This window comes from Sphingomonas endolithica, from assembly GCF_025231525.1.
GTDB lineage: Bacteria > Pseudomonadota > Alphaproteobacteria > Sphingomonadales > Sphingomonadaceae > Sphingomonas > Sphingomonas endolithica.
In genome coordinates this window covers 1,278,753-1,303,357 of record NZ_CP103057.1, presented here as the reverse complement: position 1 = coordinate 1,303,357, position 24,605 = coordinate 1,278,753, and the positions used below count along the sequence as shown (strand labels likewise).

Genomic DNA, 24,605 nt, shown 5'->3' with positions numbered 1-24,605 from the left:
CGCCGGTCGGGATGCGCATCGAGGGAAATGGCCTATCGCTTGCCCATGCGATACGCCTTCACGGCCGCGAGCGTTCCTTCGACATGCCCGACCGGATTCCCTTGCGTCAGCGCAAAGATCACCTTGCCGGTCGGCGCGATGACATAGCTCGTCCGGTTGCTCATCGCCGCACCGGGCTTCAGGTGCACGTCATAGCCCTTGATGACGCTCAGGCTCGCCGTGCCGACGGGGAACTTGTCGCGGCACGCCTCGACCGAGAACTTGGCCAGCCTGTCGATCGGATCGGCGCTGAGCCCGATCAGCGTCGCACCGTTCGCCGCGAAATCGTACGCCGCTTCGGCAAAGGCGTGCGCTTCGATCGTACAGCCGCCGGTGAATGCGGCGGGAAAGAAATACACCACGACCGGCCCCTTCCGCAGCGCCGCCTTCAACGCGAAGTCGAACTGCTTGCCGCCCTTCGCCGCGCGCGTGACGATGTTCGGGGCGCTCGCGCCGACCGGCAGCGCGGCATGCGCGGGCAGGGCGTAAGCGACAGCGGCGAGTGCGAAGGCGAGACGCTTCATGGGGAAACTCCGGTGACTGAGTCACCACGATACCCCGCCAATCTCGCCCTGTCTTTGGCTTTGCCGCATCATCCTGCTATCAGCCCCAAATACCTCTTTCACAGATCGACAGAAAACCGTGGCCACCGCTCTCGACAAGATCCGCAATTTCTCCATCATCGCGCATATCGATCATGGCAAGTCGACGCTTGCCGATCGCCTGATCCAGGAGACGGGCGGGCTCACGCCACGTGAAATGTCCGAGCAAGTCCTTGATAACATGGACATTGAGAAGGAGCGGGGGATCACGATCAAGGCGCAGACGGTGCGCCTGGCCTACAAGGCCGACGATGGCGAGACCTATACGCTGAATCTGATGGACACGCCGGGCCATGTCGACTTCGCCTATGAAGTCAGCCGCAGCCTCGCCGCATGCGAGGGCGCGTTGCTCGTCGTCGATGCCGCGCAGGGCGTCGAGGCGCAGACGCTTGCCAACGTCTACCAGTCGATCGAGCACAATCACGAGATCGTGCCGGTCATCAACAAGATCGATCTTCCCGCCGCCGATGCCGAGAAGGTCAAGGCCGAGATCGAGGAAGTGATCGGGCTCGACGCGAGCCAGGCGGTGCTGACCAGCGCAAAGGCCGGCATCGGCATCCGCGAAGTGCTGGAAGCGGTCGTCACGCGGATCCCGCCGCCAAAGGGCGACCCCAATGCGCCGCTCAAGGCGATGCTCGTCGACAGCTGGTACGATCCCTATCTCGGCGTCGTCATCCTGGTCCGCGTCGTCGCCGGCACGCTGAAGAAGGGCCAGCTGATCAAGTTCATGGCCACCGGCACGCAGCATCTGATCGACCGCGTCGGCTGCTTCCGCCCGCGCATCGAGCAACTGACCGATCTGGGCGTCGGCGAGATCGGCTTCATCACCGCGCAGATCAAGGAAGTGGCGCAGACCCGCGTCGGCGACACGATCACTGACGTCAAGCGGCCTGCGCTCGAACCGCTGTCGGGCTTCAAGGAAGTCCAGCCGGTGGTATTCTGCGGCCTGTTCCCGGTCGACGCCAACGATTTCGAGAAATTGCGCGAGAGCATCAGCAAGCTGCGGCTCAACGATGCGTCGTTCAGCTTCGAGATGGAGACCAGCGCGGCGCTCGGTTTCGGCTTCCGCTGCGGCTTCCTGGGGCTGCTGCACCTCGAAATCATCCAGGAACGGCTGACACGCGAATACGATCTCGACCTGATCACTACCGCGCCGTCGGTGGTGTACGAGATCGAGCTCACGCATCCCGATCCTGCGGGCACGACGCATATCGAACTGCACAACCCGGCCGACATGCCCGAGCCCAACAAGATCGCGACGATCAGCGAGCCGTGGATCGAGGCGGTGATCTACGTGCCCGACGAATATCTCGGCTCGGTGCTGAAACTCTGCCAGGATCGCCGCGGCATCCAGAAGAACCTGACCTATGTCGGCGGACGCGCGCAGGCGACCTACGAACTGCCGCTCAACGAAGTGGTTTTCGATTTCTACGATCGGCTGAAATCGCTGTCGAAGGGCTATGCCAGCTTCGATTATACCCAGATCGGCTATCGCGAGGGCGATCTCGTCAAGATGAGCATCCTGGTCAACGAGGAGCCGGTCGATGCGCTGAGCATGATCGTTCATCGCGGCACCGCGGAAGTGCGCGGGCGCGGCATGGTCGAGCGGCTGAAGGATCTGATCCCGCGGCATCTGTTCAAGATCCCGATCCAGGCGGCGATCGGCGGCAAGGTGATCGCGCGCGAGACGATCAGCGCGATGCGCAAGGACGTGACCGCCAAATGCTATGGCGGCGACGCGACGCGCAAGAAGAAGCTGCTGGAGAAGCAGAAGAAGGGCAAGCTGAAGATGCGCGAATATGGCAGCGTGAGTATTCCGCAGGAGGCGTTCATCGCGGCGCTGCGTATGGGGGAGGAGTGAGGCCGAGCGTCGGAAGCTGAGCCCGGCTTGGTCTCGGGACTGACGGTCGCTAATCGTCGCCGCGGACGTGTTCGCGGCTATCCCTTTCGAGCATCGTTCGTCATCCCCGCGCAGGCGGGGATCCATACCGGCTTGCTTGGCGGCTGAAGTACTGACGTCAGAGGTTATGGATCCCCGCCTGCGCGGGGATGACGTGGTGGTACATGTCCGAGCGGTACAATCGCCGGCTTGTTGCGCGGTCCACGGTGCCGCAAATCACCAACTGGCATGTTTGCGGAGCGGGGGACCCCGGAACGGGTCCGGGTGACGGCGTGGTTGGGGCGGGGTTCTTGCCTTGAGCCGGCTTCGGCTTCTCTGGCGGAGGGACATCACACCCGCTGGGTCGGCGTACGGTCAACCGATTCGCCGCGTCCACCATCGTGACCATAGCGCATAGACCGTCAGGGTGACCGGCACGAACAACCACACCGGCACGAAGAATGCGGGGGCGGCGATGCCGGTCGGCGTCACCCGGTCGCCAACGTACATTGGCGCCGCGACATAGAAGAATGCGAGCCAGTACACGGCGCTGAGCGTTGCCTTGGCGAGCGACACGGCAAATCCGGGGCCCGTCCCGCGGCTTGTATGGGGAGGTCGGGGAACAGAGGCCCAGCCTTGCCGCGCTATCGCTCGGCTGGTCAGGGCGAAGACCATGCCGGCCGCGGCGAAAGTGGCCGCTACCGCAAGCTTCGTGCCCGGGGGAACATCGCTGCTGATCGCGTCGGTCGGGTCCGAGCCGGTGAGCGCAAAGCATAGCGAGGCTGCCGCAAACCAATACAGACCAGCACCGCATGCCAGCCCCAAAGCGCGCAGGATCGCCGACAAGCCCGTCATTCAGCAGGTGATGTCACCGGCGCCGCCGAGCGTCAAATGGCGGCCGCCTGCATCGGGCCTCTGTTGCGACAAAGCCGGGCAGCAGCAACCGGCCGGTACAGTCGCTCAAATGCTCGTCAGCGAGGGTTCGTGCTTGACCGCATGGCATCGCCAGACGAACGGATCACATGCGCCTCCTGTCTTACCTCCTCTTCGCCATGGCGGCGGTCGTATGTGGGTGTGCGGTGCTCATCTATGCCGCGCTCACGAACCTTGCGTGCGGCTACGCACCCGGCGCATCCAGCTGCCACGCCCGGCCCTGGGACCTTGGCAGTGACGATCGGTTCTGGCTGGTGGGGCTGCCCACAGGGATTGCGGGGATGCTGATCGCGCTCGCGATCCTGGCGCGTCGCAGTGGTGACCAGCGGGACGGCAGCTAACGCCCATATTCGGACATTGCCCTTTCTGCCGAGGTCGGCACTATGGGCTCATGTACTACCTTGCGTTGAAGGCACTGATCTCCGGGGCGCTAATCGCCATCGCCTCCACTCTCGCAAAGAGATACCCCGGCTTTGGCGCGCTGGTAGCATCGCTCCCGCTCGTATCCGTCATAGGGATGATATGGCTCTGGTCGGACAAGCCCGACCCGGAAAACATGGCGGCTCACGCCGGCGCAACCTTCTGGTATGTGTTGCCGTCGCTGCCGATATTTTTGGTTATCCCGGTGCTACTTCGGCATGGACTTTCGTTCTGGCTAGCACTGGCATTGGGATGCGCGCTCACGATCGCCTTATACGTTCTGATGACATGGCTGGCGCCGCGGTTCGGATTGCAGCTTTAGGTCCGATTACCACCACTTTCGGCCATGTCGGCTCCCGCCCACTTGAAAACGCAGGCTCATCTCTGCCAGTTCGGCATAAGCGGACGCTGGAAGAGGCCCGATCATGCAATCTACGTTCTGGCTCGCCATCCTACTTATCGGAGTGATCGCGGGGGCAACTGCTGCGATCGGAGAATGGCGCATCTATCGACGCTCTGGCCAGCGCGGACACTTTTGGGGGGCGGTTGGATCACTGATCTCGGCGTTATTGCTTGCCTCTTATCTAATCGGCCCGCGGTAGTCGGCTTTCTAGTTATCGCTCTCAAAAGCAGACGGTCGGCTTTCCACCAATTTCGACGATGGCAGCTCACGCCCACTAGCGGACATTTAGCTTCGCGGTAGAATGCCTTGATGTTGTGGCCACCCTCACTTGATCCCGTCATCCGGTCGCAGGCTTTCCATGCGACGAATGGCGAGCTTGGCCTGCTGCCGGAGGACGCGACATCGTTCGTCGCCGCTTGCAGAGAGGATCGCGTCGAAGTGCTCGGCTGGGAGCTTTGGGTGGTGGATCACGCCTGGGGCCAACAATCTAATTGGCCGGTTCCAGCACCGGGGCTGTGGTGTGGCGGCATACCGGTGAAGGGGCGGAATAATCCCGCCGTGTATGGGTTCGACGGCGATGCAGATGAGGCGGAGCGCCAACTTACGAGCCGTGACCTATTAAGCGAGGTGCTCCGCGAGTGGCTGCCGCATGTCAGGGTCAACTTTACGCTCGGGGAATGATCTACGTCCGCTTTCCACCAAGATCAGTCACCCCCCGCAACCCAAGCCGCCCAGCTCTCCTCCGTCGCGGCCGCTTCCCACTTCTTCTGTGCCTCGGCCATCATCGCTTCGGCGGCGCGGCGGGCTTGGTCGCGCGCGGTGAAGTTGGGGCCGCCGCGCAGGCTGTTTTCGGGGGCGGTTTCGGGGAAGGTCAGCGTGGGGCGGGCGGGTTCGCCGGCCTTGGCCCATTCCTCGCGGCGGCGCTCGTCGAGCAACTGGCTGACCGGGCTGGCATAAAGCGGCGCCTGGGTGATGCCGCCGCGCTGCGCGCGGTTGGCGGTGTCGATCAGCTGGCGCATGCTGGTGCCGCGAAGATCGAGCAGCAGCTCGATATGGGTGAGCTGGCGGAGCGTGAAATCGGCGGCGACGATGTTGCCCGAGAGGCGGAGATGGCGTTCGCCGCGGATCTTGGCGGCATAGCGTTCCAGCAGCGGCGTGGTGCCGGTTGCGGCCAGATTGGCCTCCGTTTCCTGCTGCTTTTCGCGGCGTTCGCGGCAGATTGGGCAATTCTCCGCCGCCTCGCGCGCGATCGTCTCGGGGTGTCTGGTGCCGGCGGGCAGGGCGCCGCCATAGAGATGCGGCAGGTGGTGCTCGAGGATGAACATCAGCAGGCGATCGTTGATGCGGCGCTTCTCGCCGACCTGCTCGCCGCGCCAGAATTGGGGCACGGGGACGCCGTTCAGCGCGCGGTCGATCGCGATGTCGGTGAGGCATTGCACGCCGTGATCGAGCGCGGATTCCCAGGCGGCGCGGAAACCCTCGGCGCCGGGCTGGCGGCGCAGGTAATAGGCGCCTTCCGTGCTCATGTTGATGCGCTGGGCGGCGGCGGTGACCGATCCGGTGTCCGCCAGCGCCTCGATAAAGGCGCGCTGCCGCTCGGCGGTCCAGCCGTCATAGCGGTATTTGCGGGGCACCGGGGTGAAGACCGGCAGTGGCGGGCGTTGATCGCGCGGCGTGGGCGTCAGGTTTTTCATGGCGCGGGGCTGTAACCGATATGGTACTTTGTAGGACAGCGAAAATGGCTTCACGGGTTCCAACAAAATGCCGCGGGGGGCGGCGCGCGGGCGGTGCGGGACAAAGGCGTGGACCGCGGTTATAGCCGGGAGTGATAGGGAGATGCGGATGTTCTGGTCCAGGGTCGTGCGGTTGCTGGGGGTGGCGGCGCTGCTGGTGGGCGCGCCGGCGGTGGCGCAGCGGCGTGCGCCGCTGGTGCTGGCCGCCGCCTCGCTGCAGGAGGGGATGAGCGCCGCTGCCGATGCCTGGGCCAAGGCAGGGCATAAGCGGCCGATCCTGTCCTTTGCCGGATCCTCGGCGCTGGCGCGGCAATTGCTGGCCGGGGCGCCCGCCGATCTGTTCGTCTCGGCGGACGAGGCGTGGATGGATGCGCTGGCGGCTAAGGGGCTGATCGCGCGGGGCACGCGGGCGGACTTTCTGGGCAACCGGCTGGTCGTGGTGACGCTGCGCGGGCGGGCGGGGGGCATTCCGTTGTCCGCCGCCGGGCTGGCGCGGGTGCTGGGCGCCGGGCCGCTGGCGATGGCGGATACGGCGGCAGTGCCCGCCGGGCGCTATGGCAAGGCGGCGCTGGAGCGGCTGGGCGCTTGGAAGGCGATCGCCCCCCATGTGGTGCAGGCGGAGAATGTCCGCGCGGCGCTGGCACTGGTCGAGCGCGGGGCGGCGCCGTATGGCATCGTCTATCGCACCGATGCGCTCGCCTCCACGCGGGTGCGCATTGCGGGCGTGTTTCCTGCCGCCAGCCATCCGCCGATCGTCTATCCGCTGGCGCGGCTGGCGAGCGCGACCAATGCGGAAGGGGAAGGGTTTCGCCGCTTCCTGCTGTCGCCGCGCGGGCGGGCGATCTTCGGGCGCTACGGGTTCCCCGCGCGCTGATGCTGAGTGCCGCCGAATGGGGGATCGTCGCCTTGTCGCTGCAGGTCGGCGCGGCGGCGTTGATCGTTGCGCTGCCGCTCGCCTTTGCGCTGGCCTGGCTGCTCGCGCGGATCGACTTTCCGGGCAAGGTGCTGGTGGATGCCGCGGTGCACCTGCCGCTGGTGGTGCCGCCGGTGGTGACCGGCTGGCTGTTGCTGCTGGCGTTCGCGCCGGGCGGGCCAATCGGCGGCTTGCTCGAGCGGGTGTTCGGGATCAGCGTGCTGTTCCGCTGGACGGGGGCGGCGATCGCCGCCGGGGTGATGGCGCTGCCGCTGATGGTCCGCGCGATGCGGCTGTCGATCGAGGCGGTCGACCGGCGGCTGGAGGGGGCCGCGCGCACGCTGGGCGCCGGGCGCTGGCGCGTGTTCCGCACCATCACGCTGCCGCTTGCCATGCCGGGCGTACTGGCGGGCGCGGTGCTGGGCTTTGCGCGCTCGATCGGGGAATTCGGCGCGACGATCACCTTCGTCTCCAATGTGCCGGGCGAGACGCAGACGCTGCCGCTGGCGATCTACGCCGCGCTGCAGCAGCCGGGTGGCGATGCGACCGTGCTGCGGTTGAGCGCGATCTCGGTCGCGCTGTCGCTTGCCGCGCTCGTTGCCTCGGAGATGCTGGCGCGTAGGGCCGGGCGGGGTGTGCATGTCCTTTGACGTGACGGTCCGCAAGCGGATGGGCGACACGCAGATCGCGCTGGAGCTGAGCGCAGGCGAGGGCGTGACGATCCTGTTCGGGCCGTCGGGGGCGGGCAAGACCAGCGTGCTCAACATGGTCGCCGGTTTGTTGAGACCCGATGCCGGCACGATCCGCGTCGGTGGCACGACGCTGTTCGATGGCCATGCGGGCATCGACCTGCCGCCCGAGCGCCGCCGCGCCGGCTATGTGTTCCAGGAGGCACGGCTGTTCCCGCACCTGCGGGTGGGCGCGAACCTCGGTTACGGCGCGGGGACGGGGCCGCTGGACCTGGCGGCGATCGGCTTTCTTGGCATTGGCCATCTGCTCGACCGCTGGCCGCGCTCGCTGTCGGGCGGCGAGGCGCGCCGCGTGGCGATCGGCCGTGCACTGCTCAGCGATCCGGCGTTCCTGCTGCTCGACGAGCCGCTCTCTTCGCTGGATGCTGCACGGCGCGAGGAGATCATGCGCGCGATCGAGCATATCCGCGATGTCGTGCGCTTGCCCGTGCTGATGGTCACGCACGATGCGGGCGAGGCGGCGCGGCTGGGCACGCGCATCGTTGCGATCGAGGGCAGCCCAACGACGGGGTGAACCAAGTCCGCCGCGGAATGTTCGGGTATCGAGCAACTCGGCAAGGACAGATATATGGCAAAGAAAGACGGCGTCTCCAGGCGCCAAATAGTGAGCGGTGCCGCGATCGCGGGCGTGGCCTCCGCCCTCCCGTCACAGGGCGCAGCGCAAGGCGCGGCGGGCGCCGCCCCGATCCAGGACCCGCGCACCAAATATCCCCGCCCGCCGTTCAAGAAGCAGTCGCAGCCCTGGCCGGGGCTGGCCGGCCAGATGGACCCGCGGCCGGACCATGGCGAGCAGAGCTACAAGGGATCGGGTCGGTTGGCCGGCCGCAAGGCGCTGATCACCGGTGGCGATTCGGGCATGGGGCGTGCGGCGGCGATCGCCTATGCGCGCGAAGGCGCGGATGTCGCGATCAACTATCTGCCCGACGAGGAAGCCGATGCGCGCGAGGTGATCGCGCTGATCGAACAGGCCGGGCGCAAGGGGTACGCGATCCCGGGCGACCTGCGCGACGAGGCGTTCTGCAAGAAGATGGTCGCCAAGGCGGTGAAGGCGCTGGGCGGGCTCGACATCCTGGTCAACAATGCCGCGCGGCAGCAGACGCATGCCTCGATCCTGGATATCTCCAGCGACCAGTTCGACTGGACGATGAAGACCAACATCTATGCGCCGTTCTGGACGATCAAGGCGGCACTGCCGCACCTGAAGCCCGGATCGTCGATCATCGGTACGACCAGCGAGCAGGCGATGGACCCGTCCGAGGACCTGTACGATTACGCGCAGACGAAGGCGGCGACGACCAATTACGTGCGCAGCCTGGCCAAGCAGCTCGCGCCCAAGGGCATCCGCGTCAACGGCGTGGCGCCGGGCCCGATCTGGACCCCGCTGCAGGTATCGGGCGGCGCGACGATGGAGAAACTGGCGCAGTTCGGCGGCGACACCCCGCTCATGCGGCCGGGGCAGCCGGCAGAACTGGCGGGCATCTATGTGCTGCTGGCGGAGGAGAGTGGGAGCTATGCCACGGGCCAGGTGTATGGCGCGATGGGGGGTAACGGGCAGCCTTGAGCTCCTTTCCCCGTTCGTGCTGAGTAGGGACCGAGTAGGCCGTAGGCCGTATCGAGGGCTCGTATCGAAGCACCTCTGGGGCGCGCGGGCGCGTGTCCTTCGATACGCCCTCTCGATACGCCCTGCGGGCTACTCGATGGCTACTCAGGACGAACGGGGGGTGGGGCTTGGGCCATCAACTCTGAAGCGGAAGCTCGATTGGACCTCCGCCGTTCGCCCTGAGCTTGTCGAAGGGCGTGTTGCCGGGCACGTGCTTCGACAAGCTCAGCACGAACGGAACGGTTGGTTGCGTCCAGGCCTCGATCGCTCTGCATCAAACCGTTCGTGTCGAGCGTCGTCGAGACACTATCCCAAGCGCAGGTGTCTCGACTTCGCTCGACACGAACGGGTTAGGGTAAGTCATCGTGGTGGGCGGCGATCGCTCAGCAACGGTTGGCGGACCGTCGCCCGCTACTTCCCCGCCGTCCCCAGCACGCCCCGCAGGAACGCCATCTCGACCCGCAGGCTAAGATCCTGGTTCGGCTTTTTGCGCCAGCCATGCCCTTCGTCGGCGAACAGCAGGTACGACACCGGCACGCCGCGCGCGCGGAGCGCGTCCACCATCTGCTTGCTCTCGCGCATCGGCACGCGTGGATCGTTGACGCCTTGTTCGATCAGCATCGGCTTGGTGATCCCGGCGACGTTGGCGCGGGGCGAGATCCGGGCGAACACCGCCTTCATCTTCGGCGTGCGCTCGTCGCCATATTCGGCGCGGCGATTGTCGCGGCGGTACGCCTCGGTGTTCTCCAGGAACGTCACCCAGTCGCCGATACCGAACAGGTCGACGCCGCCGGCCAGTTTGTCGCTATATTTGGTCATCGTCGCCAGCGACATGTAGCCGCCATAGGAGCCGCCGATCACCGCGATGCGGCTGGCATCCAGATCGGGCTGGGTCGCGATCCAGTCGAGCAATGCGCCGATGTCCTTGACCGAATCCTCGCGCTTCTCGGCATTGTCCAGGTTGAGATATTTGGTGCCGTAACCATCCGATCCGCGCACGTTGGGCACGATCACGGTGGCGCCCAGCGTATCGACGAAGCTGGCGATGGTCGGCGACCAGCCCGGCCGCGCCTGGCCCTCGGGGCCGCCATGGATCGAGATCAGTACCGGCGTCTTGGCGCCGGGCGCCGCGTTCTTCGGGCGATAGACGAAGGCCGGCACGGACAATTTGTCGAAGCTGGTGAAGCGGACAAGCTTCGGCTCGGGCAGGCTCGCGCGATCGATCGGCCCGATCTCGGATTCGGTCCAGCGCGAGAGCGTGCCGCCGTCGACATCCCAGCCATAGACGTCGCCCGGCCCGGCGGCCGAGGCGATGCTCACCGCCAGCTTGCGGCCATCGGGCGACAGGCGCAGGCCACTGACCACGCCCTTGATGAAGTCCGGCTGCGGCAGCGCCCGGCGGGTGACGAAATCGCGCACCACGACCTTCGAATAGCCATCCTCGTTGATGACATAGGCGAGCACGCGGCCGTTATCGCTGAGGTCGAAATCCTCGACATCCCAGTTGAGGCCCGGTGCGATCGGCGTCATCTTGCCGGTGGCGACATCAATCTCCACCAGCCGCTGCACGTCGCTGCCGCGATTGCTGATCGCCAGCAGCGTGCGGCCGCCGCGGATGAACTTGGCGCCGGACAGGTTGGCAGGCGTTCCCTTGACGATCTCGGTCGCAACGCCGCTGGCCAGATCGAGCGTGAACAGCCGGTCCTCGCGGTTGGAGACGCCGAGCGTCATGAGCAAGGTCTTGCCGTCGTCGGAGACGTCGCTCGGCGTCATCGCGCCGGTCGCCTTGTAGACGAGCGTGCGGCTTGCCGGATCGGCGGGGTCGGCGGCCAGGATGTTGCGATCGCCCGATCCCTTGATCGCCTGCGACCAGAACAGGCGGCGGCCATCCTTGGCCAGCGCCACGCCATCGTTGCGCGTGCCCGGCTCGGTCAGCTGCACCGGGTTGCCGTCCGGCCCCATCGTGTAGATCTGGAACCATTCGTCGCCGCCGGTATCGCGGCTGAACACGATCCGGTCGGATTGCGGGATCGCCCGGCCACCGGCGATCGGCTCCGCGGCAAAGGTGATCTGCGTGCGCGCCATGCCGGGCGCCTTCACGCGGTGCAGCTGCACCGTCGTGCCGAAGCGCGTCGCGATCAGCAGACTGCCATCGGGCAGCCAATCGGCGACGCTGGCCGACCGGCTCTGCTGATAGCGCGCGACGGCGGTGGCGAGTTCGGGTGCGATCGGCGGCACATTCTCCAGCGTCGCCGCGCCGATGGTGCGCACCTCCACCTTGGCAGGTTCCTGCGCCTGGGCCGCCAGGGCAGGAGAAAGCGCGAGCAGGGCAGTGGCGGCGAGCAGGTGGCGCATGAGGATCTCCGGATGGTGATCCCGGAGACTAGCCGGCGTCGGCAGCCGCACAATGAAAAACCGCCGGCGGGTCATTCCCACCGGCGGCGCTTTCAGTCCGCGATCAGGATCAGAACTTGAAGCGCAACTCGCCCCCGATGATCCGTGGCTCGTTGATCATGCCGGTCAGGTTGTTGAAGTCGATCGCACTGACGGCACGGATCTGGTTGGTGATGTTGCGCGCAAAGGCGGCTACCTCCAGCCCGCTGTTCATGGCGTAACCAATCTTGAGCCCGCCCTCGGTCAGCGCGCGGCCGCGGAATTCCTTGGCCTCGTACAGGAAGTAATTGATCTTGCTACGATACGCCCAGTCGGTGAACACGAACAGTTCGCCATCGCCGACCGGCACGCCGTAGCGCGCGGTGACGTTGGCGACGAAGCGCGGCGCCTGGGGCAGATCGTTGCCGTCGATCACGGCCAGCCCGTTCACGATCGGATCGGTCACCGTGCATTGCAGCGATCCGCAGAAGCCGACACTGATCGAGGGATCGCGAATTTCGGTAAAGTTGTAGCTGCCGCCCGCGGTCAGCGTCAGCGCCGGGATCGGCCGCGCCTCGACCGTCGCCTCGACGCCATAACCGACGGCGTGGTCGGCATTGAGCAGTCGGGCGGAATTGCTGACGCCGCCGACCGCGGTCAGCTGCAGATCCTTGGTGCGCCACCAATAGCCGGCCAGATCGAACTGCAGCGTGCGGCTGGCATTGCCGCCCTTGAAGCCGGCCTCGCCCGAGAAGGTCGTCTGCTTGTTGGCGATCGTCTGCACGCTGCCGAAGGTGATGCGATCCTGGATCGCGGCGGGCAGATAGCCGGTCGCGGCGCGGGCGTAGAAATTGACTTGGTCGGTCAGCTTGTAGGTCGCGCTGGCATCCCAGGAGACGTTGCTGCCCTTGGTCCGCGCTTCGAGCGGCAGGACGAGGCCGGCGGTGATATCGGGCGTGAAGCCGCTGATGATATCGCGCTTCTTGTCATGGCTGTAGCGCACGCCCGCGCGCAGCGTCAGCGCGTCGCTGGCGCGATATTCGGCCGAGCCGAACACGCCGATATTCTCGTTGGTGTTGGTGTGGACGACATTCTGCGTCGATACCGTGGTGCCGGCAAATGAGGTCTCGGTGTAATCCAGATCCTGGTGGAAATAATATAGGCCGCCCTGCAGCCGCAGCCCGCTGAGATCGTCGGTGGCGAAGCGCAGTTCCTGGCTGAACTCCTTGGGCTTGGTCAGGCCGCCGGTGTTGGACGCGAACTTGCCGACGTTGAGCGGGGTCGCCGGTACCTGATACGTGCCGCCGAAGTTGAACGTATAGGTGTCGCCGCCATCGATATCGCCGGTGCTCTGCACCTTGGCGCGCTCATAGCCGGTGACCGAGTAGAAGGTGCCGACGCCATCGACATGGTAATCCAACCGCAGGTTGGTGCCCCATTGGCTGAGCGTCTGGCTGGTCAGGCCATCGAGCGACACGCGGTCCTTGTCGAAGGCGGGGACGAACCTGTTGCTGCCTTGCGCGAACAGACCGGCGCGGAACGTGCGCGGCGAGGTTTCGAGATCGCGGCCATGGACGTTGAGGATCGCGTTGAAATCGGCCGAGCTGTAGCCCAGCTGCACGCGGCCGGCCTTGTCGCTATAGCCCTCCAGCTTGCGGTCGGCGAGGCCGGTGGTGTTGGTGTTGGTGTTGGTCACCCAATTGTCGCGATATTGCACCAGCCCCGAGACGCGCAGCGCAAAGCCGCCGCCGAGCGGCACGTTGGCCGCGACATCGGTGTTCAGCGTGTTGTACGTGCCGAGCGAGATGCTGCCCTGCATGCTGGACCGGTCTGCATCGGGCTTGGCGGAATCGAGCTTCACGACACCGGCCGGCGTGTTGCGGCCGAACAACGTGCCCTGCGGCCCGCGCAGCACCTGAACGCTCGCCAGATCGAACACCGGGAACGATTTCAGCATCGGGTTCTCCAGCGCGACATCGTCATAGACGACGGAGACCGGCTGGGCGGCATTGGGATCGAAATCGGTGTTGCCGAGGCCGCGGATATAGAAGCGCGGGAAGGTGCGCCCGAAAGAGGATTCGATCTGCAGCGACGGCGTGCGCGAGGAGAGGAAGCGGATATCCAGGCCGCTGGAATTGAGCACGTCGAGCTTTTCGCCGGAGATCACGCTGACCGCGACCGGCACGTTGCGGCTCTGCTCCTCGCGCCGGGTGGCGGTGACGACGATGTCGCCCAGACCCTGATCCTCGGCCGCGGGCTCGGTCTGATCCTGCGCAAAGGCGGGGGCGGCGATGGCCAGCAGCGAGGCAGTGGCGGCGAGGCGAAGCGTGGCGGCGGCGAAGTTCATGGATATCCCCCAATATCTAGGCTGCATCCCATCCCGGCGATCCCGGCGTGTCCCCGGGTTCGACTGCCCCGTAACATCACTGCAATATGCATCAAGCCCAGTGTTGCTGGGGTGTGACGGTTGGGCCGGGACCGTTGCCGCAATACCGCACCCCTATCTGTTTGTACCGTTCTCCGGCGGAGGGCAGGGGAGGCGCCACAAAAAAGCCGCCGCCCGGGACATCCCGGACGGCGGCTCTTTTCGGCATACGGTCGCTCGGCGGAGCGCCCCGATCACTCCTTGATCAGGTACTCGCCGGCATCCGCATCGGTGCCGGTGCCGCTGGTGATCACCTCGCCCAGCGCATCGTCACCCGTATCGTCGGCCACGTTGCGCAGCTTTTCGGCCGCACGCTCTTCCGCGGCTGAATTGGCCATCGCGATCGAGACTTCGGCCATCCGGCGCTGCGAGACGCGCAAGGAAGCGTCGCGGCTGGAGGCGGCGATGCGCATCCGGTTCATGCCCGCGCCGGTACCGGCGGGGATGAGACGGCCGACGATCACGTTCTCCTTGAGGCCGGTCAGCGTGTCCTTCTTGCCCTGCACCGAAGCCTCGGTGAGGACGCGGGTGGTCTCCTGGAACGACGCCGCCGAGATGAAGCTGCGGGTCTGCAGCGACGCCTTGGTGATGCCGAGCAGGACGGGCTTGCCCTGTGCCTTGACCTGCTTCTTGTCGAGCTTCGAGTTGAAATCGTCCATCTCGTCGCGATCGACCTGCTCGCCCGCCAGCAGCGTGGTGTCGCCGCCATCGGTGATCTCGACCTTCTGCAGCATCTGGCGAACGATCGTTTCGATGTGCTTGTCGTTGATCTTCACGCCCTGCAGACGATACACTTCCTGGATTTCCGACACGAGATATTCGGCCAAGGGCTCGATGCCGAGCACTTCGAGAATATCATGCGGATCGGGGCTGCCGCCGATCAGATTGTCGCCGCGCTTGACGTAATCGCCTTCCTGCACGTCGATGACCTTCGACTTGGGCACCAGATACTCGACGACCTCGCTGCCATCCTCCGGCTGAATGCCGATCTTGCGCTTGGCCTTATAGTCCTTGCCGAACACGACACGGCCCGAGACCTTCGCGATGATCGCATTTTCCTTCGGCTTGCGCGCTTCGAACAGCTCGGCCACCCGCGGCAGACCACCGGTGATGTCGCGCGTCTTGGCGCTCTCGCGGCTGACACGTGCGAGAACGTCGCCGCCCTGGACCGTCGCACCATCCTCGACCGACAAGGTCGCACCCGGCACAAGCATGTAACGACCAGCCTCCTCGGCGCTTTCGCCGGTGAGGGTCAGGCGCGGACGCAGATCCTCCTTCTTGCTGGCGATGCCGCGGTTTTCGGTCACGACACGCTGCGAGATGCCGGTCGCTTCGTCGGCCTGCTCGGTGAGCGTCTTGCCCTCGACCAGATCGACATACTTCACGACGCCCGGGTTTTCCGTGATCACCGGCATGGTGAACGGATCCCATTCGGCCATCCGGTCGCCCTTCGACACGATGTGACCATCGTCGAACAGCACGTAGGCGCCGTACGGGATGCGATGCACCGCACGCTCGCGGCCATCCATGTCGACGATCGCGACTTCGCCCGAACGGCTCAGCACGACGCGGCGGCCACGCTGGTCGGTGATGGTGCGCAGGTCACGATATTCCATAGTGCCGTCGGCCACTGCCTCCAGGTTGGACGTTTCGTTGAGCTGCGCCGCACCACCGATGTGGAACGTACGCATGGTCAGCTGCGTGCCCGGCTCGCCGATCGACTGAGCGGCGATGACGCCGACAGCTTCACCGATGTTCACCGGCGTACCGCGGGCGAGATCGCGCCCGTAGCACTTGCCGCACACGCCGATCTTCGTCTCGCACACCAGCGGGCTGCGGATCTTGCACGACTGGGTGCCCAGCGCTTCGATCTGCGTGATCATCGGTTCGTCGAGCAGCGTGCCCTTCGGGATGACCACCGCATTGGTCTTCGGATCGATGATGTCTTCGGCCGTGGTGCGGCCCAGGATGCGCTCGCCGAGCGAGGCGATGGTCGAACCGCCCTGCACGATCGCACGCATTTCCAGCGCCCGCTCGGTACCGCAGTCCAGCTCGATGATGACGCAATCCTGCGACACATCGACCAGACGACGGGTCAGGTAGCCCGAGTTCGCCGTCTTCAACGCCGTATCCGCCAGACCCTTACGGGCGCCGTGGGTGGAGTTGAAGTATTCGAGGACGGTCAGGCCTTCCTTGAAGTTCGAGATGATCGGCGTCTCGATGATCTCACCCGATGGCTTGGCCATCAGGCCGCGCATGCCGGCAAGCTGCTTGATCTGCGCCTGCGAGCCACGGGCACCGGAGTGCGCCATCATGTAGATCGAGTTGATCGGCTTCTCGCGACCCTTGTCGGGGCCGTCCTCGTACTTCTTAACAGCCTTGATCTCGTCCATCATGGCGTTGGCCACCTGGTCGCCGCAACGGCTCCAGGCGTCGATCACCTTGTTGTACTTCTCCTGCTGCGTGATCAGGCCGTCCTGATACTGCTGCTCATAGTCCTTCACCTGGTCGCGCGTTTCGTCGACCAGCGGCACCTTCGCGTCCGGGATGATCATGTCGTCCTTGCCGAACGAGATGCCCGCCTTGAACGCGTGCTTGAAGCCCAGCGACATGATCGCGTCGGCGAACAGCACGGTGTCCTTCTGACCGGTGTGACGATAGACCTCGTCGATCACGTCGCCGACGTCCTTCTTGGTCAGCAGGCGATTGACGGTGTCGAACGGCACCTTGTGCGCCTGCGGCAGCGTCTCGCCCAGCAGCATGCGGCCCGGCGTCGTCTCGTAACGCTTCATGATGCTCTTGCCGTCGGCATCGACCTGCGGAACGCGGCTGATGATCTTGGTGTGCAGCGTCACGGCACCGGCTTCGAGCGCGTGATGAACCTCCGCCATGTTGGAGATCATCATGCCTTCGCCAGGCTCGCCTTCCTTCAGCATCGACAGATAATAGAGCCCCAGCACCATGTCCTGCGACGGCACGATGATCGGCTTGCCGTTGGCAGGCGACAGGATGTTGTTGGTCGACATCATCAGGACGCGTGCTTCGAGCTGTGCCTCGAGGCTCAGCGGAACGTGGACGGCCATCTGATCGCCGTCGAAATCGGCGTTGAATGCCGAGCAGACGAGCGGGTGCAGCTGGATCGCCTTGCCCTCGATGAGTACCGGCTCGAACGCCTGGATGCCCAGACGGTGAAGCGTCGGCGCGCGGTTCAGCATGACCGGATGCTCGCGGATCACCTCGTCCAGGATGTCCCAGACTTCCTTGCGCTCCTTCTCGACCCACTTCTTCGCCTGCTTCAGCGTCATGCTGAGGCCCTTGGCGTCGAGGCGCGCGTAGATGAACGGCTTGAACAGCTCGAGCGCCATCTTCTTCGGCAGACCGCACTGGTGCAGCTTGAGCTCAGGACCTGTCACGATGACCGAACGACCCGAATAGTCGACGCGCTTGCCGAGCAGGTTCTGGCGGAAGCGGCCCTGCTTGCCCTTGAGCATGTCGGACAGCGATTTGAGCGGACGCTTGTTGGCGCCGGTGATCGTGCGACCGCGGCGACCATTGTCGAACAGTGCGTCGACGGCCTCCTGCAGCATGCGCTTCTCGTTGCGGACGATGATGTCCGGCGCACGCAGCTCCATCAGGCGCTTCAAGCGGTTGTTGCGGTTGATTACGCGGCGATACAGGTCGTTCAGATCCGACGTCGCAAAACGACCACCGTCCAGCGGCACCAGCGGGCGCAGTTCCGGCGGGATGACCGGCACGACTTCGAGGATCATCCACTCGGGCTTGTTGCCCGAATCGATGAACGATTCGACGACCTTCAAACGCTTGATGATCTTCTTGGGCTTCAGCTCGGACTTGGTGACCGCCAGTTCTTCTAGCAGCTCCTTGCGCTCGCCCTCGAGGTCCAGGTCCTGCAGCATGATGCGCACGGCTTCAGCGCCGATCCCGGCGGTGAAGGCGTCCTCACCATATTCGTCCTGCGCGTCGAGCAGCTCGTCCTCGGTCATCAGCTGGTACTTTTCGAGCGGGGTGATGCCCGGCTCGATCACGATATACGCCTCGAAATACAGCACGCGCTCGAGCTGCTTGAGCTGCATGTCGAGCAGCAGGCCGATGCGCGACGGCAGCGACTTCAGGAACCAGATGTGCGCGACCGGGGCGGCGAGCTCGATATGGCCCATCCGCTCGCGGCGGACCTTCGAGACGGTAACCTCGACGCCGCACTTCTCGCAGACGATGCCCTTGTACTTCATGCGCTTGTACTTGCCGCACAGGCACTCGTAATCCTTGATCGGACCGAAGATGCGCGCGCAGAACAGGCCGTCACGCTCGGGCTTGAACGTGCGATAGTTGATGGTTTCCGGCTTCTTGATCTCGCCGAACGACCACGAACGGATCTTGTCCGGGGAGGCGATGCCGATCTGGATCTGGTCGAAAGTCTCGGCCTTGACGACCGGATTGGCGAAGTTGGTCAGTTCGTTCATGGGTAAGGGACCCTTCCTCGAAATCTAAAGCCCTCTCCCCATCGGGGAGAGGGTTGGGAGAGGGGTAGTCACGAGCGCTAAGCCCGGCTACTGCCCCTCTCCCCGACCCTCTCCCCGCAAGCGGGGAGAGGGAGAAGCAAGTTACTCCGCCGCGATCGCGACGCCGTCGGTGTCGAACTGTTCCTCGGTGGTCAGTTCCACGTTCAGGCCCAGCGAGCGCATTTCCTTGACGAGCACGTTGAAGCTCTCCGGAATGCCCGCCTCGAACGTGTCGTCGCCCTTGACGATCGCCTCGTAGACCTTGGTGCGGCCGACCACGTCGTCCGACTTCACCGTCAGCATCTCCTGCAAGGTATACGCCGCGCCATAGGCCTGGAGTGCCCAGACCTCCATCTCGCCGAAGCGCTGCCCGCCGAACTGCGCCTTACCACCCAGCGGCTGCTGCGTGACCAGCGAGTACGGCCCGATCGACCGAGCGTGGATCTTGTCGTCGACCAGATGGTGGAGCTTGAGCATGTAGATGATGCCCACGGTCACCTTGCGATCGAACATGTCGCCCGTGCGTCCGTCGAACAGCTCCGACTGACCCGACGTGTGCAGCCCGGCAAGGCTGAGCATGTCGGACACATCGGCCTCGCGCGCACCGTCGAACACGGGGGTGCCCATCGGCACGCCGGTCTTCAGGTTGCTCGCCAGCTCGATGATCTGCTCGGGGCTGCGTGCCTCGATCTCCGCGGCATAATGATCGCCATATACTTCCAGCAGACGCGACTTGACCGCATCCGGCATCGCGCCGCTTTCCGGATTGGGATTGGCATCGCGCCAATCTTCGAGCGCGGTATGGATCTGCTGACCCAGATTGCGCGCCGCCCAGCCGAGATGCGTCTCGAAGATCTGCCCGACGTTCATGCGTGAAGGCACGCCCAGCGGGTTGAGCACGATATCCACCGGCGTCCCATCGGCGAGGAACGGCATGTCCTCCGCCGGCAGGATGCGCGAGATGACGCCCTTGTTGCCGTGACGGCCGGCCATCTTGTCGCCCGGCTGCAGCTTGCGCTTCACCGCGACGAATACCTTGACCATCTTCAGCACGCCTGGCGGCAGTTCGTCGCCACGCTCGAGCTTGTCGCGACGATCCTGGAACTTGTCGACGATCACCTTGACGGCATCGTCATACTGAACCTTGACCGCTTCGAGATCGCTCTGCGCCTTGTCGTCGGCAACCGAGAACTTCCACCATTCGTGACGATCGACGCTGTCGAGCAGGTCCTGATCGATGACCGAACCCTTCTTCAGGCCCTTGGGCACGGAGGTCGAGGTCTGGCCGACCAGCATCTCGCGCAGACGCGACCAGGTCGCACGGTTGAGGATCGAACGCTCGTCGTCCGAATCCTTCTTCAACCGCTCGATCTCCTCGCGCTCGATCGCCATCGCGCGCTCGTCCTTGTCGATGCCGTGGCGATTGAACACCCGGACCTCGACGACCGTACCGGCAACGCCCGGCGGCAGGCGCAGCGACGTATCGCGCACGTCCGATGCCTTTTCACCGAAAATCGCGCGGAGCAGCTTCTCTTCCGGCGTCATCGGGCTTTCGCCCTTCGGCGTGATCTTGCCGGCGAGAATATCGCCCGGCTCAACCTCGGCACCGATATACACGATGCCCGCTTCGTCGAGGTTGCGCAGGGCCTCCTCGCCGACGTTCGGGATATCGCGCGTAATGTCCTCCGGCCCGAGCTTGGTGTCACGCGCCATGACTTCGAATTCCTCGATATGGATCGAGGTGAAGACGTCGTCCTTCACGATACGCTCGGAGATGAGGATCGAATCCTCGTAATTATACCCGTTCCACGGCATGAACGCGACGAGGCTGTTGCGGCCCAGCGCGAGCTCGCCGAACTCGGTCGACGGGCCGTCGGCCAGCACGTCGCCGGCGTTGATCACGTCGCCCACCTTCACCAGCGGACGCTGGTTGATGCAGGTGTTCTGGTTCGAGCGCTGGAACTTCATCAGCGTGTAGATGTCGACGCCCGAGCGGCCCGCTTCCACGTCGCCCGTTGCCCGGATGACGATACGTGCCGCATCGACCTGGTCGACGATACCCGCCCGCTTGGCCGAGATCGCTGCACCCGAATCGCGGGCCACGGTCTCTTCCATGCCGGTGCCGACGAACGGCGCCTCGGCCTGTACCAACGGCACGGCCTGGCGCTGCATGTTCGAGCCCATCAGCGCGCGGTTGGCGTCATCGTTTTCCAGGAACGGAATGAGCGATGCCGCGACCGAGACGAGCTGCTTGGGGCTGACGTCCATCAGCGTGATGTTGTCAGGGATCGCCATCAGGAATTCGCCCGCCTGACGCGACGAGACCAGTTCCTCGGTGAAGCCGTTATCGGTGTTCAGCTCGGCATTGGCCTGCGCGATCGTGTGCTTGGCCTCCTCCATTGCCGACAGATAGACGACGTCGTCGGTGACCTTGTGGTCGATGACTTTGCGGTATGGCGTCTCGATGAAGCCATACTTGTTGACGCGGCTGAACGAGGCGAGCGAGTTGATCAGACCGATGTTCGGGCCTTCCGGCGTCTCGATCGGGCAGATGCGGCCGTAATGCGTCGGGTGAACGTCGCGGACTTCGAAGCCGGCGCGCTCACGCGTCAGACCACCTGGCCCAAGTGCCGACACGCGGCGCTTGTGAGTGACTTCCGACAGCGGGTTGGTCTGATCCATGAACTGCGACAGCTGCGACGAACCGAAGAATTCGCGCACCGCCGCAACCGCCGGCTTGGCGTTGATCAGGTCGTTCGGCATGACGGTCGACACGTCGACCGACGACATGCGCTCCTTCACGGCACGCTCCATGCGGAGCAGGCCGACGCGATACTGGTTCTCGAGCAATTCGCCGACCGAACGGACACGACGGTTACCAAGGTTGTCGATATCGTCGATATCGCCCTTGCCGTCCTTCAGATCGACGAGCGTCTTGATCACGGCGAGGATGTCCTCGCTGCGCAGCGTCGTGACGGTGTCCTCGGCATCGAGGTCGAGACGCATGTTGAGCTTGACGCGACCGACGGCCGACAAATCGTAGCGGTCGGGATCGAAGAACAGGCCGCTGAATAGCGACTCTGCCGTCTCCAGCGTGGGCGGCTCGCCCGGGCGCATGACGCGGTAGATGTCGGACAGAGCCTGCTCGCGCTCCTCGGCCTTGTCGACCTTGAGCGTGTTGCGGATCCACGGACCGGTCGCGATGTGATCGATGTCGAGCAATTCGATCCGGTCGATCCCGGCGGAATCGAGCAGTTCGAGATTCTCGGCCGACACTTCGTCGCCAGCCTCGATATAGATCTGGCCGGTCGCTTCGTTGATCAGGTCATAGGCGCTGTAGCGGCCGAAGATCTCTTCGGTCGGGATCAGCAGGTCGGTGAGGCCGTCCTTGGCCGACTTGTTCGCCGCGCGCGGGGAAATCTTCTGGCCCGATGGGAACACGACTTCGCCGGTCTTCGCATCGATGATGTCGAACATCGGCTTCTGGCCGCGCCAGTTCTCGGCCTGGAACGGGATGATCCAGCCACCCTGGCCGCGGACGAAGGTCACGCGGTTGTAGAAGTGGTTGAGGATTTCCTCGCTGGTCATGCCGAGCGCGTAAAGCAGCGCCGTGACCGGCAGCTTGCGCTTGCGATCGATGCGGACGTTGACGATGTCCTTGGCGTCGAATTCGAAATCGAGCCACGAACCGCGATACGGGATGACGCGGGCGGCGAACAGATACTTGCCCGAGGCATGGGTCTTGCCGCGGTCATGATCGAACAGGACGCCCGGCGACCGGTGCATCTGGCTGACGATCACGCGTTCCGTGCCGTTGATGATGAAGGTGCCGTTGCCCGTCATCAGGGGCATGTCGCCCATATAGACGTCCTGCTCCTTGATATCGAGCACCGAGCGGGCATCGGTATCGGCGTCCACCTCGAACACGATCAGGCGCAGCGTAACGCGCATTGGTGCTGCATAGGTGATGCCGCGCTGGCGGCATTCGTCGGTATCGAACTTCGGCGGCTCGAGCTCGTAATTGACAAAGTCGAGCTCGGCCGTGCCGGCGAAGTCGCGGATCGGGAACACCGAGCGCAACGTCTTCTCGAGGCCCGAGACATAGCCGATCGACGGGTCGGAGCGTAGGAACTGCTCGTACGACTCGCGCTGAACCTCGATCAGGTTCGGCATCTGCACGACTTCGTGGATGTTGCCGAACACCTTGCGGATGCGACGCTTCAGCGTGCCGCCGTCATATGCCTTGGATGCCATGTGGTCTTTCGCCCTCGGTCTTGGCCCTTGCGGGCCGAATTAAGTGCCCGGAAACGCCCGGGCGGGCACGCAGAAAGACGCCAAAAAGCCGCTTGTCGTCCTTCTCGGATAACAGCAGCTTGTCGGCGTCTCTGGAACCACGATCTCCAATACGATCGACATGCTGCGCGACGGCACGTCATTTCCCGAAGATTGCGGTGAGAGGCGGATATAGGGAACGTGTTGGATTCTGTCAAACACGGACGGCCAGCGATGCCGCGGAGCGTGAGGCGCCACTCGTCGCCTCGCGCTCTCGTCTTGCCGCGTCGGGCAACGCGGTCCTATGGCGGTCGGACAAACTGACCTAAGGCGCCGCTGTGATTTCCCCTACCGCAAAATTCGTGCGCCTCGCCGCGCTGTCGCTGCTCTTCGTCGAGGGAGCGGCGCTCGCGCAGAACGTCCAGACGCCACCGCTCGTGCCGGGGCTGGAGGATTTCCAGCTGCCCGCGTCGCCATCGACCACGCCGACGCCGACGCCCGTGCCCACACCGGCACCGACGCGCGTCCCGACGCCGGCGCCCGTGCCGACGGCAACGCCCGTCGCGCCGGTCCGCCGGGCGACGCCGACTCCGGTGCCCACCTCCGCACCGCCAGCCAAGCGTGATCTGCCGGCGGTTTTGGCTGTGCCGACGCCAACGCCTACGCCGTCGTCCACGCCGTCGGTACCTCTGGAAGACGTGCCGCTGCCGGCTGCCACCCCGGTGGTGCCCGTGGCGCCTGTCGCGGATAGCGGTGCCGATGCCGGCGGATCGCGCATACCTGCGGTCATTGCGCTCGTCGTTCTGGCGGCGCTTGCGCTGGTGGGGCTGGCCCTGTTCCGTCGCCGCCGCCGGCGCACGGACCAATGGGATCACGAGGAAATTTCGGTCGAGGTCGCGACGCCAGACGCGCCGGCGCTGCCGGAGGCGCCGCCTGCCGACCTGCCGATCCCGGCGCTATCAACGCCCGCTGCGCCGGATGTGCCTGCGCCGCCGCTGCCGGCCTCGCCGGCACCCTCGTTCCTGCGCCCCGCGGCCAGCCCAGCGAGCACGGCGCGCGCGCAGATCGAGCTTGACCTGCGCCCGGTCCGCGCCGGCACCAACCTGACCAGCGCCGCGGTCGATTACGAGGTCACCGTGCGCAACGCCGGGGAGGCGACGGCGACCGACATCCGCGTCGATCTCGGCCTGATCAGCGCTGCGGCCGATCAGGATGCGGTGCTCAGCGGCTTCTTCGCCGCACCGATCGGCCGCCCGCTGGTCGCGCCGTTCGTCCTGGCGCCGGGGCAGCAGATATCGCTGAGCGGCATGGCGATGCGCCCGCGCGACACGCTGAACGTGTTCTCCGTTCAGGACCGGCCCTTGTTCGTGCCGCTGTTCGCGCTGAACGTGCTGTACGGCTGGGAAGGCGGCGCAAGCGGCCAATCCGCCAATGCCTGGGTGATCGGCATCGAGCGCGCCGATGGCGGCAAGATGCAGCCGTTCCGCCTGGATACGCCGCCGCGCATGTTCGACCGCGTCGGTCAGCGCCCGCATCATCTGGCGATCGCCCGCTGATCTGCGAAATCCCGGACCGTTCGTGTCTAGTGAAGTCGAGAAACCTGCGGGTGGTGTCTCGACTTCGCTCGACACGAACGGTGGGGGTGGGTCGAATCAAACGCTTAGACAGCCTTTCTAATCCCTCCACCCGGTTGATCTTCCCCGCGGTCCGCGCAATGCAGCGGTAATATTCAGGAGTTCGCCGC

General features: G+C 65.1%; 16 protein-coding genes. 9 read left to right on the top strand and 7 right to left on the bottom strand.

Going from position 1 to position 24,605, the window contains the following annotated elements; translation table 11 throughout:
* Window positions 1–32: 32 nt before the first annotated feature.
* Window positions 33–563 carry a peroxiredoxin gene (locus NV382_RS06130; RefSeq protein WP_260599632.1) on the bottom strand — a complete coding sequence of 177 codons (531 nt, stop codon included), beginning with the start codon at window positions 561–563 and terminating at the stop codon, window positions 33–35.
* 118 nt (window positions 564–681) lie between these two features.
* On the opposite strand from NV382_RS06130, the gene lepA reads away from it, so the two are divergent.
* Window positions 682–2,502 (top strand): translation elongation factor 4, encoded by a 1,821-nt coding sequence (gene lepA, locus NV382_RS06125; protein ID WP_260599631.1) that lies wholly within the window; start codon window positions 682–684, stop codon window positions 2,500–2,502.
* A gap of 393 nt (window positions 2,503–2,895) precedes the next feature.
* Here the strand turns inward: lepA and NV382_RS06120 are convergent, their stop codons facing one another.
* Window positions 2,896–3,375 carry a hypothetical protein gene (locus NV382_RS06120; protein ID WP_260599630.1) on the bottom strand — a complete coding sequence of 160 codons (480 nt, stop codon included), beginning with the start codon at window positions 3,373–3,375 and terminating at the stop codon, window positions 2,896–2,898.
* Between the two features lie 167 nt (window positions 3,376–3,542).
* Here NV382_RS06120 and NV382_RS06115 point away from each other — a divergent pair, with 167 nt between their 5' ends.
* The 3 genes from NV382_RS06115 (at window position 3,543) to NV382_RS06105 (ending at window position 4,957) form a co-directional block, all read left to right on the top strand.
* Window positions 3,543–3,794: a hypothetical protein gene (locus NV382_RS06115; protein ID WP_260599629.1), complete on the top strand. Its 252-nt coding sequence runs from the start codon at window positions 3,543–3,545 to the stop codon at window positions 3,792–3,794.
* Window positions 3,795–3,844: 50 nt separating this feature from the next.
* A complete protein-coding gene (locus NV382_RS06110) occupies window positions 3,845–4,195 on the top strand; it encodes a DUF3147 family protein (protein ID WP_260599628.1) in 351 nt (116 codons plus the stop codon).
* Between the two features lie 390 nt (window positions 4,196–4,585).
* The gene (locus NV382_RS06105) at window positions 4,586–4,957 is read left to right on the top strand and encodes a YbhB/YbcL family Raf kinase inhibitor-like protein (RefSeq protein WP_260599627.1); all 372 of its coding nucleotides are present in this window, start codon (window positions 4,586–4,588) and stop codon (window positions 4,955–4,957) included.
* 23 nt (window positions 4,958–4,980) lie between these two features.
* On the opposite strand, the gene NV382_RS06100 is transcribed toward NV382_RS06105, so the two are convergent.
* The gene (locus NV382_RS06100; protein WP_260599626.1) at window positions 4,981–5,970 is read right to left on the bottom strand and encodes a hypothetical protein; all 990 of its coding nucleotides are present in this window, start codon (window positions 5,968–5,970) and stop codon (window positions 4,981–4,983) included.
* A 148-nt stretch (window positions 5,971–6,118) separates the two neighbouring features.
* Between NV382_RS06100 and modA the strand changes: the two genes are divergently transcribed.
* From modA to NV382_RS06080, 4 genes are read left to right on the top strand one after another with little or no spacing between them, the layout of a single operon-like run.
* Window positions 6,119–6,883, top strand: coding sequence for a molybdate ABC transporter substrate-binding protein (gene modA, locus NV382_RS06095; protein ID WP_260599625.1), 765 nt, complete (start codon window positions 6,119–6,121; stop codon window positions 6,881–6,883).
* The gene (gene modB / locus NV382_RS06090; RefSeq protein ID WP_260599624.1) at window positions 6,883–7,572 is read left to right on the top strand and encodes a molybdate ABC transporter permease subunit; all 690 of its coding nucleotides are present in this window, start codon (window positions 6,883–6,885) and stop codon (window positions 7,570–7,572) included. Before modA ends, modB begins: the two co-directional genes overlap by 1 nt.
* On the top strand, window positions 7,562–8,185 hold the full coding sequence (locus tag NV382_RS06085; protein WP_260599623.1) for an ATP-binding cassette domain-containing protein: 624 nt from the start codon (window positions 7,562–7,564) through the stop codon (window positions 8,183–8,185). The genes modB and NV382_RS06085 overlap by 11 nt, the downstream gene beginning before the upstream one ends.
* Before the next feature lie 54 nt (window positions 8,186–8,239).
* Window positions 8,240–9,232: an SDR family oxidoreductase gene (locus NV382_RS06080; RefSeq protein WP_260599622.1), complete on the top strand. Its 993-nt coding sequence runs from the start codon at window positions 8,240–8,242 to the stop codon at window positions 9,230–9,232.
* Between the two features lie 450 nt (window positions 9,233–9,682).
* On the opposite strand, the gene NV382_RS06075 is transcribed toward NV382_RS06080, so the two are convergent.
* The 4 genes from NV382_RS06075 to rpoB form a co-directional block, all read right to left on the bottom strand.
* Window positions 9,683–11,626 carry a S9 family peptidase gene (locus NV382_RS06075; RefSeq protein WP_260599621.1) on the bottom strand — a complete coding sequence of 648 codons (1,944 nt, stop codon included), beginning with the start codon at window positions 11,624–11,626 and terminating at the stop codon, window positions 9,683–9,685.
* 109 nt (window positions 11,627–11,735) lie between these two features.
* On the bottom strand, window positions 11,736–13,991 hold the full coding sequence (locus NV382_RS06070; RefSeq protein ID WP_260599620.1) for a TonB-dependent receptor: 2,256 nt from the start codon (window positions 13,989–13,991) through the stop codon (window positions 11,736–11,738).
* Window positions 13,992–14,263: 272 nt separating this feature from the next.
* Window positions 14,264–18,550 carry a DNA-directed RNA polymerase subunit beta' gene (gene rpoC, locus NV382_RS06065; RefSeq protein WP_260599619.1) on the bottom strand — a complete coding sequence of 1,429 codons (4,287 nt, stop codon included), beginning with the start codon at window positions 18,548–18,550 and terminating at the stop codon, window positions 14,264–14,266.
* A 141-nt stretch (window positions 18,551–18,691) separates the two neighbouring features.
* Window positions 18,692–22,843: a DNA-directed RNA polymerase subunit beta gene (gene rpoB, locus NV382_RS06060; protein ID WP_260599618.1), complete on the bottom strand. Its 4,152-nt coding sequence runs from the start codon at window positions 22,841–22,843 to the stop codon at window positions 18,692–18,694.
* Between the two features lie 356 nt (window positions 22,844–23,199).
* Between rpoB and NV382_RS06055 the strand changes: the two genes are divergently transcribed.
* Complete coding sequence (locus NV382_RS06055; RefSeq protein ID WP_260599617.1) at window positions 23,200–24,417, top strand: hypothetical protein; 1,218 nt, start codon at window positions 23,200–23,202, stop codon at window positions 24,415–24,417.
* Window positions 24,418–24,605 lie beyond the last annotated feature (188 nt).

Coding starts and splice junctions, on each gene's coding strand:
- NV382_RS06075 (WP_260599621.1), bottom strand. CDS start 11,626: ATGCGCCACCTGCTCGCCGCCACTGCCCTGCTCGCGCTTTCTCCTGCC.
- modA (WP_260599625.1), top strand. CDS start 6,119: ATGTTCTGGTCCAGGGTCGTGCGGTTGCTGGGGGTGGCGGCGCTGCTG.
- rpoB (WP_260599618.1), bottom strand. CDS start 22,843: ATGGCATCCAAGGCATATGACGGCGGCACGCTGAAGCGTCGCATCCGC.
- NV382_RS06130 (WP_260599632.1), bottom strand. CDS start 563: ATGAAGCGTCTCGCCTTCGCACTCGCCGCTGTCGCTTACGCCCTGCCC.
- NV382_RS06115 (WP_260599629.1), top strand. CDS start 3,543: ATGCGCCTCCTGTCTTACCTCCTCTTCGCCATGGCGGCGGTCGTATGT.
- NV382_RS06100 (WP_260599626.1), bottom strand. CDS start 5,970: ATGAAAAACCTGACGCCCACGCCGCGCGATCAACGCCCGCCACTGCCG.
- NV382_RS06070 (WP_260599620.1), bottom strand. CDS start 13,991: ATGAACTTCGCCGCCGCCACGCTTCGCCTCGCCGCCACTGCCTCGCTG.
- NV382_RS06080 (WP_260599622.1), top strand. CDS start 8,240: ATGGCAAAGAAAGACGGCGTCTCCAGGCGCCAAATAGTGAGCGGTGCC.
- modB (WP_260599624.1), top strand. CDS start 6,883: ATGCTGAGTGCCGCCGAATGGGGGATCGTCGCCTTGTCGCTGCAGGTC.
- rpoC (WP_260599619.1), bottom strand. CDS start 18,550: ATGAACGAACTGACCAACTTCGCCAATCCGGTCGTCAAGGCCGAGACT.
- NV382_RS06110 (WP_260599628.1), top strand. CDS start 3,845: ATGTACTACCTTGCGTTGAAGGCACTGATCTCCGGGGCGCTAATCGCC.
- NV382_RS06085 (WP_260599623.1), top strand. CDS start 7,562: ATGTCCTTTGACGTGACGGTCCGCAAGCGGATGGGCGACACGCAGATC.
- NV382_RS06120 (WP_260599630.1), bottom strand. CDS start 3,375: ATGACGGGCTTGTCGGCGATCCTGCGCGCTTTGGGGCTGGCATGCGGT.
- NV382_RS06105 (WP_260599627.1), top strand. CDS start 4,586: ATGTTGTGGCCACCCTCACTTGATCCCGTCATCCGGTCGCAGGCTTTC.